The organism is Streptomyces sp. NPDC058470 (assembly GCF_042721055.1).
Lineage (GTDB): Bacteria > Actinomycetota > Actinomycetes > Streptomycetales > Streptomycetaceae > Streptomyces.
This window is the reverse complement of record NZ_JBHXMF010000017.1, coordinates 104,776-117,268: the sequence shown is the minus strand read 5'-3', so window position 1 is coordinate 117,268 and position 12,493 is coordinate 104,776. Positions and strand designations below refer to the sequence as shown.

Here is a 12,493-nt window from a genome sequence, read left to right as displayed (position 1 = left end):
AGGTTGTGGAGTTGTCCTCACCGTCTGGCGAAGGTGGCGATCAGAGCGAGAGCGGAACTCACCAGGGATACGAGTCCGGGGATGCCGTCGCATTTGGTCAGGATCTGTTCCAGAGTTGTCCTCGCCACGGTGCGGCCGCCGGTGTCGTCGAGGCGTTGCTGGGCGGTGAGATCGAGAAGGACGACGCACTGCTGATAGTCGTTGACGCGGCCTTGCTCCGCCGCCAACTGCTGTCGGATGCGGTCGAGCAGGGGGGAGAACTCCTTCGACTGGTCCTGGCCGGAGCCGGTGTTGGTCTGATTCTGGTGGGAGTTGGTGGCACCCGGCTGGTTCTGGACGTTCCCCATCGCCCCGTAGTTCACGACGCCGGAACTGCCGTTCGGGGGTTGGCTGTTCCTGCGGATCACGCTTTTCCTCCTGTTGGCGGGGGCTGGGCGTTCATCTGAGAACCGACGGCTCCGGGCTGGTTCTGTACGGAGCCCATCTCGCCGTAATTGATGACGCCGGAGTTCTGGAGAATGACGGTGGTCTGCTGCACGTAGGAACCGGTGTCGACGTTGTGATCCTCGAGGAACCTCTCGACCGAGTCGAAGACGCGTCGTTGCATCATCTCGATGTAGCGGCGCGCGTCGTCGTACTGGAGCATGTCGTCCATGTACCGGGTCGAGTATGCCTCGCGGAGGCTCACCGGCCCTTTCTGCTTGTCGAGTTCTGGGCGTCGGTGGTTCTTTCCGGGGTTGAACAGCCGGACCGTCGCACGCTGATAACCTCCCGTCACACAAGACATGCACAGGTCATTTACGGCTGTTGGGGTCACAGCTTTCAGGGGCCGGGGACCGGGGGTTGCCAATCCCCCGTCAGTGCGCCCCCTACCGCACCCGCACCCCCGTCAGCGCCCGGTCGATCAGCGCTTTGACCGCCCTGTCCGTCGCCTCCTGCGCCTGCTCGTCCGCCTCGTCAAAGCTGTTCACCACCACCGTCACCGACCGGCGCCCGTCCAACGTGATGCCGTTCTCACTGGCGAAGCCGAGCGCGTTTCCGCCGTGGTTCCAGTAGAAGCCGCCCGTGCTCAGCGGGGTGGTCTCCAGGCCGAGGCCGTAGCCCCGCTCGGGGCTGTCCGGCATGGGACGCGTCCGCTGCATCTCGGTGAGCTGGGCAGGGCGCAGCAGTTCGCCCGTCACCAATGCCGTGAAGACCCGGTTCACCTCCCCCGGCGTCGTGACCAGGTCTCCCGACGCGTCCGCCGCCGTGGAGTTGAAGACCGTCGTGTCGATACGGCGGCCGTCCTCCGCGAAGGTGTGGTAGCCGTGCAGATACGGCGCGCGAAGGTACGGATCGTTCCCCGGCAGCGTGGTCCCGCTCAGCCCCAGCGGCCGGACGATCCGGTCCCGTACCTCCGTACGCCACGCACGGCCCGTCACCTGCTTGATGACCATCCCCGCGAGTACGTAGTTGGTGTTGGAGTACGACCACCCCGCCCCCGGCTCGAAGACGGGCTGCTCACGCACCGCCGCCGTGACCAACTCCCGTGCGGTGTAACGGCGGAAGCGGTTGTCGTAGTACTCCCGTGCGGAGTATCCGGCCGGGAAGACCTTGCGCAGGCTCGTGTAACTCCGCAACCCGCTGGTGTGCTGGAGCAGATGCCGCACGGTGATGCCCGGACGGCCCACCACCCCCGGCAGCCACTTCTCCACGGCGTCGTCCAGCGACAGCCGTCCCTCGCCGACCAGTTGCAGAAGCACCGTCGCGACGAGCGTTTTCACCGTGCTGCCCGCGCGGTACCGCGCGTCCGGCCGGACCGGCGCGTCCGTACGCAGGTCGGACACCCCGCTGTGCGCGACCGAGACGCCCGACGGCGTGTGCAGCACCGCCGCGACACCGACCGCCCCGCCAGCCCGGTGCACGGCGTCCGCACCCCGCTGGAGCGCGGTAACCTCCCGCCCGTACGCGGGAAGTGCCGTCAGCGCGGGCACCGCCGCAGCAGCGCCGAGTGCCGCGATCAGCGACCGCCGCCGCATCACTGTGCACCATCCCCGCACATCAGGCGGTCGATCAGCTCCTGCACGCGCTTCTCCGCCCCCAACAGCCAAACGTCGTCCGCCTTCTTGCCGCTCGCGTTGATGACCACCGACCGCTCTCCGTCCTCGCTGACAGCCGTCCTGACCGTCTGCCCCTCCAGGTCACCGCCGTGCCCCCAGCGCGCTCCGCCACAGCTCAGCGGCTGCCGCATCACCCCGAGTCCGTACTCCAGTCCGGGAAAGACCTGCTGGAAGTCCGCGCTGACGGGCACCGTTCGGCGCAGCTCGGCCTGCTGCGCGGGCGGCAGCAGCTGCCCGCGCAGCAAAGCGGTCAGGAAGCGGTCCAAGTCCGTCTCGCTGCTGATCAGTTCACCGGCGGAGCTTGCCCAGGACGCGTTACGGATGCTGGTGTCCGTCCAGCCGGTCGACTCCGGGAACTGCTGGTATGTATGCGTGTACGGCCCCGTCAGGCTCGGGTCGTCGCCCGGCGCGTACGTCTGTGTGAGGCCCAGCGGGCGGACGATACGGTCACGTACTTCCTGGTCCCAGGACTTGCCCGTCGCCTTCTCAATGACCATCCCCGCGAGGACGTAGCCCGTGTTCGAGTAATTCCAGTCAGGCGCGGGGTCGTTGGGGTCGGCCGGCGCGAAGTCGGGCTCGTGGCGAACCGCTCCGGCCACGAACTCCGCCGGTTCGTGGTGGTCGAACTTGGTCCGCTCGAAGTCGGCGGCGGTGCTGCCGGTGTCCTCGCTGTAGTCGTAGTTGTAGATCCCGCTGGTGTGCTGCAAGAGGTGTCTGAGCGTGATGCGGCTGCCGTCGTTGCCGTTGCCGTCCACGACTCCGGGCAGCCACCTCTCGACGGTGTCGTCCAGCGAAAGCCGCCCCTCGGCCACGAGTTGGAGCAAGACCGTGGACACGAACGTCTTGGTGACGCTGGCGGCCCGGAAGTTGGCCTGGTGCGAGACCGGCCGACCGGTCCCCAACTCGGCCTTTCCCGCGACGGCGTACGTCCGGCTCTGCCCGTCGCGTACCTGCAGGGACAGGCCGATGTACCCGGCCTCCTTGAGAGTCTGGTCCACCTCCCTCTGCAACTGCTTCTGCGACAGCGGAGCCCCAACGGCCTCCGGTCCCCCGCCACTGCCCTGCGCGGGCGCGGGCCCGGCCGACACACCGAGGGACATGGCACAGACGGTGGCGGTAACCAGCGCGGTCACAACAGGCAGGCGTGGGCGGGAGGATGCGGTGTGGGTGCTCATGCTCACCAGCTTGGTCGCAGCGGGCCCGCCGAATCCATGAAGGAAGCCCCCGGCCCGTGGGTGGGGCTACCACCATCGCCATGTGGGAATCGGCCCGCGTCGTCAGCACCCGGCTCCGATCACCAACTGCGGTGAGCGGAGCCACACGACCTGCCTGGCGGCCGTGACGGTGAGGCCGAAGACGCCTGCGACGGGCGAGCCGAGAGCGGAAACGAAGCCGGGCTCATCTTCCTTCGCTGCCTCTTGTCCCCACTGACTAGCTGGCGCGCGCTCCAGATCATGCGCAATGGCCGAGAGGGCGTGAGCTTCGACGTAGCCTGGCGCCGCGCGAGGCTACTGCGACACCCTGACGAGGCTCCTTATTTTCGGCATGGCCACGGAGGCGCGGAACTGGGCTTAGCGCCGGAACGTGAACCGAGCAGGGACCACCCTGATACGACATAGCTGCGACGGGGTCAATAGTGACTTTGCCAAGGCGACTTCACGCATAACCTTGTTGGCGGTGACTCAGGTCACATGAATTGCGTCTCGCTATTCGAGACGATTCAACGGCCTGGCGTTCGAATCGCCTAGTCGGCGGGTCCCGGGATGCCCCCTGACCTCGACTTAGGGCACGTGAAGGGCACGCAGCCCTCGAATTGGTCTAGACAACAAACAAGCCCCAGGCCATCGACCTGGGGCTTCAATCTGGAGCGGGTGACGAGAATCGAACTCGCACTCTCAGCTTGGGAAGCTGATGTTCTACCACTAAACTACACCCGCGTAAGACGCCGGTTCGGCCGGTGTCGAATGCCCGGTCACTCTACCTCATGCCTGGCCCCCGGCGCTGAAGCCGTGGGGCCAGGGTGCGTTTCGGGGGAGGGGGATGCGGCTGCGAGGGGCCGGAGTTGGGGCGTACGGTGGGGGCGCGGAAGAGGGTCTGTGTGCGACCGGAGTGCCGTCTGGAGGGTCATCCCTTACGTCCCGTAATGTGGGCTTTCGTCGTCAGTCAGACGCGGCTCTTGGGGAAGGGACTCTGAGGACTTGATGGAGCGCACCGTCGTCCGTTGTGCCGAGGGGCACGTGTTCAGCACCACTTCGTTCCCGATGCAGCAGGCCGAGCGGCTCGGTCCTGGTCGGCTCATCCGGTGTCCGCGGTGTGCGCGGCTCCGGAACGTCGTACCGGTACCGGTCACGCTTGAGAAGCGGTAGGGAAACGGCAGGCCTTGTGTGAGGCGCGGGGGACTGTGCGCAATTGCAGACAGTCCCCGCGTATCCTCGGGGCGTGCTTCTCTCAGACAAGGACATCCGGGCCGAGCTCGATGCCGGACGGGTGCGGATCGATCCGTACGACGAATCCATGGTGCAGCCGTCGAGCGTCGACGTGCGGCTCGACCGCTACTTCCGGGTGTTCGAGAATCACCGCTATCCACACATCGATCCGTCCGTCGAACAGGCGGATCTGACTCGGCTCGTCGAGCCCGAGGGGGATGAGCCGTTCATCCTGCATCCCGGGGAGTTCGTCCTCGCCAGTACGTACGAGGTCATCTCGCTGCCCGATGATCTCGCTTCGCGGCTGGAGGGAAAGAGCTCGCTCGGGCGGCTCGGGCTCGTCACGCACTCCACGGCGGGGTTCATCGACCCCGGGTTCTCCGGGCACGTCACCCTGGAACTGTCGAACCTCGCGACCCTCCCCATCAAGCTCTGGCCGGGGATGAAGATCGGGCAGCTGTGCCTGTTCCAGCTCAGCTCGGCGGCCGAGTTCCCGTACGGCAGTGACCGGTACGGGTCGCGTTACCAGGGACAGCGTGGGCCGACCGCGTCCCGGTCCTTCCTCAACTTCCATCGGACCCAGGTGTGACCGACAACAGCACCAGCGACGTGCGCGAGAACCTCACCTACGAGCGCTTCGGCACCGCCGTCCGCGAGCTCGCCCAGACCATCGCCGACGACGGGTTCGAGCCGGACATCGTGCTCTCCATCGCCCGCGGGGGCGTCTTCGTCGCGGGTGGCCTCGCCTACGCCCTCGACTGCAAGAACATCCACCTTGTGAACGTCGAGTTCTACACGGGCGTCGGAACCACCCTGGAAATGCCCGTCATGCTCGCCCCCGTCCCGAACACCATCGACTTCTCCGACAAGAAGGTCCTGATCACCGACGACGTCGCCGACACCGGCAGGACGCTCAAGCTGGTCCACGACTTCTGCGTCGACGCCGTCGCCGAGGTCCGCAGCGCCGTCATCTACGAGAAGCCCCACTCACTCGTGAAGTGCGAGTACGTGTGGAAGCGAACCGACGAGTGGATCAACTTTCCGTGGAGTGTTCTGCCTCCGGTACACAAGTCTGGCGAGGCGGCCAAGGAGAACACGGAAGCCCTCTGAGCTGCGGACACGTCGTAGCAGCTTCTGGCTGACGAAGATCAGGGCCCTCGGCGTGAGCCGGGGGCCTGTTGCGTTGTGGTGGGCGTCGTACGCGGATGACCGTGACCTGGGAGAGTTGGCTTGATCGAGAAATCGAACATGCGATCTAATTATGGGCATGGACAGGCACCGCATCCCAGATGATCTTTTGGCTGCGCAGACGGCTTGGTACGTGACCTACGAACGTCTCGTGTCGGTGCAGGACACGGGCGCCGCCGGCCACCGCCGGTCTTTGCTTGCGTTGTCTCGGCGTATCGCGGCGCATCCGTTCTGGGAGACGCCTGCGGGTACGCCGTCGGCCCGGGTGGAGCTGAAGGAGATCGGTCGGCGGCTGGCCGCGGGCGATACAGCGCCCTGACGACCTCGAACTACCCGAAGTTGGTTCGATGCCGGGCGGATCCACCTCTCAGTCCCGGGCGCCGTCCTGGACAGGAGAGAAGACCGCGTTTTCCCGGCCAGGCCACGCGAGCGTGACGCCAACCTGCTGGCAAAGGCTGACCCACCTGATCTCGGCCGTCTCGCGCTCAACCTGTGCGGTCATGCCGATTACGGGACCGGCTTCTACTCGTGAACCTCCATTGACCCGGCGCTGGTCCTTCGCGAGCGATCGCAGCTCGGACTGTGGCAGGCGACCTCTTCGTCCCGAAGCAACTTGGCCGGGGGCCGGTTCGAGGCCGACCGCGTTGGTATGACCGCCGACCTGGATGAAGGCACCGAACTGAAGGCACCGAACTGAAGCACCGAACTGAAGCACCGAACTGAAGGCGTCGAAAGAACGACGTGGTGAACCGTTGGCCAAAGCCGTACGCTCCCTCTGATCAATCAAGGACTCCATGGGGGACGTTCATGCGGACAACCACGCGCCTTTTCCTGCTCGGCACCAGCGTTGCGCTGGTCGCCACCGCAACCGGTGCCGCCGTCATCCGCCCAGGCGGATGACGGCGGTTCGGGCAACATCACGATCGACAAGGTCGCGGTCAACGGCGGCAAACCGGTCGTGGTCGGAACCACCAACGTGGTGTCCGCCAAGGTCTCCGTGACCGCGCCGGACGATTCGGGCATCGCCAGGACCACGTACATCAGCGCCTCCGGCCCGAATCCGAACTTCGCGCAGATCTGGTACGACGACGGCGAGATCAAGTGCGTCAAGGCGAGCGCCACCACGTCGACCTGCACGGGCACGCTGACGTTCGACCCGCAGGCGTCGACCGGCTTCGTCGACAACGGCGCGGCGGCCACCTGGAACCTCGCCACGCTGGTCTCCGCCAACGACTACAACTACATCCACCGGGACGCGGCCACCACGTTCAAGGTGCAGCGCTACTCGAAGCTGACGGTCAACGCCTCGCCGGAGCCGGTGAAGAAGGGCAAGACCATCACGGTCACCGGCAAGCTCTCCCGGGCCAACTGGGAGGACAACAAGTACCACGGCTACACGAACCAGTCGGTGAAGCTGCAGTTCCGCAAGAAGGGCAGCAACACCTACACCACGGTGAAGACGATCAAGTCCAACTCGACGGGCAGCCTCAGGACGACCGTCACCGCCTCCACCGACGGCTACTTCCGCTACAGCTTCGCGGGCACGACGACGACTCCGGCGGTCAGCGCGACCGGCGACTTCGTAGACGTTCGATAGCCCCGTACGGAGAGTCTCTCGGAGACCTGATGCGGGAGAACGCCGATTCGACCACAGGCGACCGTCACACCACGCCTGGTCGATTCGATCTCACTCTCGTCGATCCGGTTCGCATCAACAATCAGGAGGAAGGCCCACCAAGGTGTCTGCATCCAACTGAGTGCGGCCGTCAGACCCAGGAGAGCGTAGGCGACGTTCTTGCGGAACTCTGCCTCACCCACCGCTCGGTCGTACTCGTTGAACAAGTCGTAGTTGGCGATCAGCAGTTTGGTGCGGAGCTGGCGGGTCTCCCCAAGGATGTCTCGTACTGCCAGGTTCACCACGAGGCGTCGGCCGTCCTCGCGCTCCGTCCTCCCGGCCGCGGGGACCTCCGGTTCCGGTGCGGGCACCCGTTCGTGGTCCTGAAGGAAGCTGACCAGGTCGTCGTGGGCAAGCTGTGAGACGCGAGGCGTGAGGTCCGTCTTGGCGCCCCAGAACCTCGCGGCCTTCGGCGCTTCCCTCGCGTTCACGGTGACTACTCGTACGGCGAGCATCGCGCCGACGAGATAGGCAAGGAAGGCGACGGACGCGAGGACTCCACCGGGGCCTATCAGGCCGCCGAGGCGGTACAGGGAAGCCCAGACACCATGTGCCTGCTGTGGCGTCGGAACACGGTCCTCCAGGATCATCCAGAGTGTCAGGAGCCAGATGCATTCCGTCGAGAGTGGCGCCCGGACATCCCGCCCCCTCCCTCAAACGCCCTCCTCCCTCATAGCGGCAACGGCCTCGGTGGTCCGTACGTGAAAGGCCCCGGTCGAGCGCTCGACCGGGGCCTTCACATGTGCCGCTGAGGTTGTCTAGAACGTACCCAGCTTGATGATCGACAGGATCGCGATCAGCTGGATCGCGGAGGCGGCGAGGGCCTTGGGCCACGGGAGGTCGTGGGACTTGCTGACCATGACGGTCAGGAGGGCGCCCGCGGCGACCCAGGTCGCCCAGCCCAGGAGCTGGACGAAGGAGGCGTCGCCGCCGAAGAACATGGCGACGACCAGGCGCGGGGCGTCCGTGAGGGACATGATCAGCATGGAGAGGCCGACCGTGGGCTGCCAGGCGCCGTCGCCGCCGAGCTGGCGGGCCAGGGTGTGGGTGACCACGCCCAGGATGAACGTGCTGAGCACGATCGCGACGGCCGTCGTCAGGACGATCGGGATCGCGTTCGACAGGGTGGCGTTTATCGCGTCCTCGCGGGCTCCGTCGAAGCCGAAGACGGCGAGCAGGCCGTAGAGGAACGTCACGATGAGGGCCGGGGCCCACATCGTGTAGTCGCGCATCTGGAGGAAGGTCTGGTTGGGGCGGGTGATGATGCCCTTCAGCAGGTCCTTCCAGTGCAGGCGCGGGCCCACCGGCGGGGCCGGGGCCTGGCCGGCACGGTAGGTGTCGCCCTGGACGTACGGGTCCTCGCCGACCGAGAAGGCCTGGGTGTGCCCGGGCTGGTTCGCCGCGTACGGGTCCGGGCCCTGCTGCGGGTGCCCGTCACCGAAGTACTCCGGCTCGCCGTAACCCATGCCACCGCCACCGCCACCGCCACCGCCACCGCTATTCGCCTGGGGCCAGCCGCCCTGCTGCTGCCCGCCGTACGGTTGCTGCCCGCCGCCGTACTGCTGCGGCGGCGCGGGTGGGTAGCCGTACGGCGGCCGGCCTCCCTGAGGAGGCTGCGGGGCCTGCTGCCCGTACGACGGTTGCTGCTGTTGCGGTCGCCCTTGCGGGGCGCGGTTGTCACGGCCGCGTCCGATCCTGAATCCAGCCACGTTATCGAACGTACCTGGTCCCGGAGAGTGATGTGCCGGGCCCGGCCTTCCCGGCCCGGCTTTGCGGCTGAGCTGTGACATCCCCTAAGGGACGCCCGAGGGATCGCCAAGGGGAGTCAGGGGGTGGGGAAAAGCAACGGCCTCCGCCGCCAAGTGGGGGAAGGGGCGGAAGTCCACCCGAAGAATGAGGAATGAGGAATGAGGAATGAGGAGTCAGGAGTCAGGAGTCAGGAGTCCATCTCCAGGAACTCCGACGTGGAGAAAGTCACCGTCGGCTTCTTCGCCACCAGGCCGTCCCTCGCCCCCGGATACACCGCGACCGTGTCCTTCGTCTCTCCCGGGTACGTCCGTACCACCAGGTCCGCCCGTCCGTCCCCGGTGAAGTCGGCGACGGTGAGGACGCGGGTGGTGCCCTGGGCGGGCGGCTGGACGGTGACCATGCCCGCCGGGGACGGTCCGGTCGTACGGCCTCGGAGCAGGCGTAGTTCCGAGCCGCTGGAGACGAGTTCGCTCAGGCCGTCCCCGTCGAAGTCGCCGGCGTCGAGTACCGAGCCCGCGGTGGCGAGGCTGGAACGGGCGGTGCCGGGCAGGTCGTAGCGCAGCGAGGTGCCGCCCATCGTGCCGACCGCCGCGTCCAGGGCCTTGCCCTTGCCGAAGCTGCCGAGAGCGACGTCGATGCCGGTGGGCAGGGTGGCGCCGGTGCGGGTGGGGCCCGCCGGGCCGCCGAGGACGATCGCGGATGCGGCGGTGCCTTCCGCCGTACGGACAAGGAGGTCGTCGTAGCCGTCGTCGTTCACGTCGGCCGCGGGACCCATGGGCACGTTGCCGGGGGAGGCGAGCGGCGCGCCCGCCGCGCGAGGGGCGCCCTTGCGGGTGAACGGGCCGCGCAGATAGCTGAGTTGACCGTTCGAGGCGTGCACGACGAGGTCCGTCGCGCCGTCTCCGTCGAAGTCGCCGGGGACCGGCTGGTCCGGCCACTCGTTGCCGAAGCGTGCCTTCGCGGGGATGGCCAGCTTGACGGCCTTGCCCGTCAGGCCCGAGGGGGAGCCGAAGAGGATCTGGAGGGGTACGGGGGGCATGCCCTGTCCGTTGTACGGCGGGTCCGTGGAGACCACGAGGTCGGTGAAGCCGTCCCCGTCCAGGTCGCCGCTCGCCTCCGCGTCGAAGACGGCGGGGAGTTGGCCGTCGGTGGCGGCGGCCTGGCGGCTGGGGCTGAGGAGTTGACGCGCGCCGGGTGTGAGGCCGCGGGCCGATCCGTACACGACGCCGATGCCCGCGTCGTCGCCGTGGGTGTCGTCGGGGCCCTTGACGAGATCGTTCAGTACGAGGTCGGGGTGGCCGTCGCCGTTGAAGTCGTCCGCGGTGTCGCTGCCCTCGCCGCGTGGGACGGGGAGCTGGGCGGGGGCGTTGGCGACGGCGATGGGGTCGTGGGCGGAGGGTGCCGAGGAGTTCCCGGTGCCTCCTCCCGCGCATCCCGTCAGGAGCAGGGCACATCCGAGCCCGGTGACGGCGGCCGCCGTACGTATCCCGCTCCCGTTTCCTCGCACGCGCACCATCCATCTCGAACACACCGTCGGCAACAACCTGCACATGATGGCCTTGTTGCGGCGGGGAGTTAAGGGGAGTGACGTGCGGGGTGGGTCACGTGAGGTTCACCGGCCTGATGGCGGTGTTGCTTCAGGCCATCACCAGGGGATCGGGCCGTCGATGTCGAAGTACCCGCCGGTGGGTCCGTCCGGGCCGGTCAGGGCCGTGCGGACGATGATCTCGGCGCCCTGCTCGACGGTCTGCGTGCCGGTGCGGCCGTTCAGGTCGGTCGCGGTGTAGCCGGGCTCGACGCAGTTGATCCGCATCTCCGGGAACGCCTTCGCGTACTGCACGGTGATCAGGTTGACCGCGGTCTTCGAGGCCGGGTAGGCGATGCCCGGGTAGCGGTACGCCGGGCTGTCCGGGGCGCTGACCCGGGCCATCGAGCCCAGGCCGCTGCTCACGTTCACCACGACCGGGGCGGCGGAGCGCCGCAGCAGCGGCAGGAAGGCGTGGGTGACGCGCACGAGGCCGAAGACGTTCGTCTCGAACGTCGACCGCATCAGGTCGGCGGTCACGTCCGCGGCGCCGATCACGGCGTTGTTCTCCCCCCGCTCCTCGATGCCGGCGTTGTTGACCAGGACGTCCAGTCCCCCGTCGGCCTCGAGGGCCTTCACCGCGGCCGCCACGGACGCGTCGTCGGTGACGTCGAGCTGGACCGCCCGCGCGCCCAGCTGCTCGGCGGCCCGGCGGCCGCGCTCGGCATCGCGGCTGCCGACGTAGACGGTGTGGCCCGCGGCGACGAGGCGGCGGGCGGTCTCGAAGCCGAGACCCTTGTTCGCTCCGGTGATCAGTGTCGTTGTCGTTGTCATTGGCATGCCTCCACAGTGCGACGGAGCCGCGCGGTCAGCCAGGCGTCCCGTCTTCCTGGGACTGGCAGTACCAGGACGATCCGCGCGGGGCGGGGCACAGTGGATCCATGGCGACCACGGAGTTCGGGCACACGGTGCGGCGCTGGCGCGAGCGGCTCTCCCCGGAGGCGGCCGGACTGTCCGTCGGCGGCCGGCGGCGTGCGGAGGGCCTGCGCCGCGAAGAGCTCGCCCTGCTGGCGGGGATCTCCGTCGACTACGTCACCCGCCTCGAACAGGGCCGGGCGGCCAACCCGTCGGAGCAGGTCGTCGAGGCGCTGGGCCGGGCGCTGCGGGTGTCCGTGGCCGAGCGCGCGCACCTGTTCCATGTCGCCGGGCTGGTACCGCCGGGGAAGGGCACCGTGCCGGCGTACATCACGCCGAGCGTTCAGCGGATGCTGGACAGGCTGACCGGAACGCCGGTCGCGGTCAGCGACGCGGCGTGGACGTTGCTGCTGGCCAATCCGCTGTACGTGGCGTTGATGGGCGAGTACCACGGCAACGACCGCAACGCGGTGTGGCGCAACTTCCTCGGCTCCGGCAACCGCGTCCGCCACACCCCCGAGGCCCTGCGCACGCTGGAGGCCACGCAGGTCGCCGAGTTGCGTGCGACGGCGAACCGGTATCCCGCGGACCAGCGGCTGCGGCGGCTGATCACGGAACTGCGCACGAACAGCGCCCGGTTCGCCGAACTGTGGGACTCGGGCGCGGTGGGCCGGCCCGAGTCGTCGCGCAAGACCATCGATCACCCGCAGGTGGGCCCCCTGACGCTGGACTGCGATGTGCTGAGCGTCGCGGGCTGCGATCTGCGGATCATGATCTACACGGCCGAGCCCGGCACGGAGGACGCCGAACGGATGGCGCTGGTGGGGGTGTTGGGGACGCAGGCGCTGACCACGCCCTGACGGGAGTCGCCGTATGTCCTGGGGAACCCGGTAGGGGAACGCAGGAGGGGCCGAGG

At 67.9% G+C, this 12,493-nt stretch carries 14 protein-coding genes and 1 tRNA gene; 5 read left to right on the top strand and 10 right to left on the bottom strand.

Translation table 11 applies throughout. From position 1 onward, the window contains the following. Positions 1–17: 17 nt before the first annotated feature. From ACFWP7_RS15265 to ACFWP7_RS15245, 5 genes are all read right to left on the bottom strand, one after another. Positions 18–407 carry a hypothetical protein gene (locus ACFWP7_RS15265; RefSeq protein WP_384381515.1) on the bottom strand — a complete coding sequence of 130 codons (390 nt, stop codon included), beginning with the start codon at positions 405–407 and terminating at the stop codon, positions 18–20. Continuing rightward, a complete protein-coding gene (locus tag ACFWP7_RS15260; protein WP_384381513.1) occupies positions 404–778 on the bottom strand; it encodes a hypothetical protein in 375 nt (124 codons plus the stop codon). The genes ACFWP7_RS15265 and ACFWP7_RS15260 overlap by 4 nt, the downstream gene beginning before the upstream one ends. A gap of 91 nt (positions 779–869) precedes the next feature. Continuing rightward, positions 870–2,018 (bottom strand): serine hydrolase domain-containing protein, encoded by a 1,149-nt coding sequence (locus ACFWP7_RS15255; protein WP_384381511.1) that lies wholly within the window; start codon positions 2,016–2,018, stop codon positions 870–872. Further along, on the bottom strand, positions 2,018–3,274 hold the full coding sequence (locus tag ACFWP7_RS15250; protein WP_384381509.1) for a serine hydrolase domain-containing protein: 1,257 nt from the start codon (positions 3,272–3,274) through the stop codon (positions 2,018–2,020). The genes ACFWP7_RS15255 and ACFWP7_RS15250 overlap by 1 nt, the downstream gene beginning before the upstream one ends. A gap of 688 nt (positions 3,275–3,962) precedes the next feature. Next, positions 3,963–4,036, bottom strand: a tRNA-Gly gene (locus tag ACFWP7_RS15245). Between the two features lie 502 nt (positions 4,037–4,538). Here ACFWP7_RS15245 and dcd point away from each other — a divergent pair. The 3 genes from dcd (at position 4,539) to ACFWP7_RS15230 (ending at position 6,032) form a co-directional block, all read left to right on the top strand. Next, positions 4,539–5,114, top strand: a complete 576-nt coding sequence (gene dcd, locus ACFWP7_RS15240; protein ID WP_384381507.1) for a dCTP deaminase — start codon at positions 4,539–4,541, stop codon at positions 5,112–5,114. Then, entirely contained in the window at positions 5,111–5,635 is a 525-nt protein-coding gene (locus ACFWP7_RS15235; protein WP_384381505.1) for a phosphoribosyltransferase, read from the top strand. Before dcd ends, ACFWP7_RS15235 begins: the two co-directional genes overlap by 4 nt. A 157-nt stretch (positions 5,636–5,792) precedes the next feature. Further along, complete coding sequence (locus tag ACFWP7_RS15230; RefSeq protein ID WP_384381503.1) at positions 5,793–6,032, top strand: hypothetical protein; 240 nt, start codon at positions 5,793–5,795, stop codon at positions 6,030–6,032. Positions 6,033–6,080: 48 nt separating this feature from the next. Here ACFWP7_RS15230 and ACFWP7_RS15225 read toward each other — a convergent pair whose 3' ends face one another. Further along, positions 6,081–6,509, bottom strand: coding sequence for a hypothetical protein (locus ACFWP7_RS15225; RefSeq protein ID WP_384381501.1), 429 nt, complete (start codon positions 6,507–6,509; stop codon positions 6,081–6,083). Between the two features lie 75 nt (positions 6,510–6,584). On the opposite strand from ACFWP7_RS15225, the gene ACFWP7_RS15220 reads away from it, so the two are divergent. Then, a complete protein-coding gene (locus ACFWP7_RS15220; RefSeq protein ID WP_384381499.1) occupies positions 6,585–7,310 on the top strand; it encodes a calcium-binding protein in 726 nt (241 codons plus the stop codon). Here ACFWP7_RS15220 and ACFWP7_RS15215 read toward each other — a convergent pair. The 4 genes from ACFWP7_RS15215 to ACFWP7_RS15200 all read right to left on the bottom strand — a co-directional run bounded on the left by ACFWP7_RS15215 (position 7,241) and on the right by ACFWP7_RS15200 (position 11,496). Next, on the bottom strand, positions 7,241–7,978 hold the full coding sequence (locus tag ACFWP7_RS15215) for a hypothetical protein (protein ID WP_384381497.1): 738 nt from the start codon (positions 7,976–7,978) through the stop codon (positions 7,241–7,243). The genes ACFWP7_RS15220 and ACFWP7_RS15215 overlap by 70 nt on opposite strands. 168 nt (positions 7,979–8,146) lie before the next feature. Then, positions 8,147–9,178, bottom strand: coding sequence for a Yip1 family protein (locus tag ACFWP7_RS15210; RefSeq protein WP_384381496.1), 1,032 nt, complete (start codon positions 9,176–9,178; stop codon positions 8,147–8,149). A gap of 146 nt (positions 9,179–9,324) precedes the next feature. Continuing rightward, positions 9,325–10,653 carry an FG-GAP repeat domain-containing protein gene (locus ACFWP7_RS15205; RefSeq protein WP_384381494.1) on the bottom strand — a complete coding sequence of 443 codons (1,329 nt, stop codon included), beginning with the start codon at positions 10,651–10,653 and terminating at the stop codon, positions 9,325–9,327. A gap of 129 nt (positions 10,654–10,782) precedes the next feature. Next, entirely contained in the window at positions 10,783–11,496 is a 714-nt protein-coding gene (locus ACFWP7_RS15200) for an SDR family oxidoreductase (protein ID WP_384381492.1), read from the bottom strand. 107 nt (positions 11,497–11,603) lie between these two features. Here ACFWP7_RS15200 and ACFWP7_RS15195 point away from each other — a divergent pair, with 107 nt between their 5' ends. Continuing rightward, the gene (locus ACFWP7_RS15195; RefSeq protein WP_384381490.1) at positions 11,604–12,437 is read left to right on the top strand and encodes a helix-turn-helix transcriptional regulator; all 834 of its coding nucleotides are present in this window, start codon (positions 11,604–11,606) and stop codon (positions 12,435–12,437) included. Positions 12,438–12,493: the final 56 nt, after the last annotated feature.

Excerpts from the sequence above, each read along its gene's own strand:
- ACFWP7_RS15195 (WP_384381490.1), top strand. The coding sequence starts at position 11,604 with ATGGCGACCACGGAGTTCGGGCACACGGTGCGGCGCTGGCGCGAGCGG.
- ACFWP7_RS15250 (WP_384381509.1), bottom strand. The coding sequence starts at position 3,274 with ATGAGCACCCACACCGCATCCTCCCGCCCACGCCTGCCTGTTGTGACC.
- ACFWP7_RS15205 (WP_384381494.1), bottom strand. The coding sequence starts at position 10,653 with ATGGTGCGCGTGCGAGGAAACGGGAGCGGGATACGTACGGCGGCCGCC.
- ACFWP7_RS15215 (WP_384381497.1), bottom strand. The coding sequence starts at position 7,978 with ATGATCCTGGAGGACCGTGTTCCGACGCCACAGCAGGCACATGGTGTC.
- ACFWP7_RS15200 (WP_384381492.1), bottom strand. The coding sequence starts at position 11,496 with ATGACAACGACAACGACACTGATCACCGGAGCGAACAAGGGTCTCGGC.
- ACFWP7_RS15210 (WP_384381496.1), bottom strand. The coding sequence starts at position 9,178 with ATGTCACAGCTCAGCCGCAAAGCCGGGCCGGGAAGGCCGGGCCCGGCA.
- ACFWP7_RS15255 (WP_384381511.1), bottom strand. The coding sequence starts at position 2,018 with ATGCGGCGGCGGTCGCTGATCGCGGCACTCGGCGCTGCTGCGGCGGTG.
- ACFWP7_RS15230 (WP_384381503.1), top strand. The coding sequence starts at position 5,793 with ATGGACAGGCACCGCATCCCAGATGATCTTTTGGCTGCGCAGACGGCT.
- ACFWP7_RS15225 (WP_384381501.1), bottom strand. The coding sequence starts at position 6,509 with ATGGAGTCCTTGATTGATCAGAGGGAGCGTACGGCTTTGGCCAACGGT.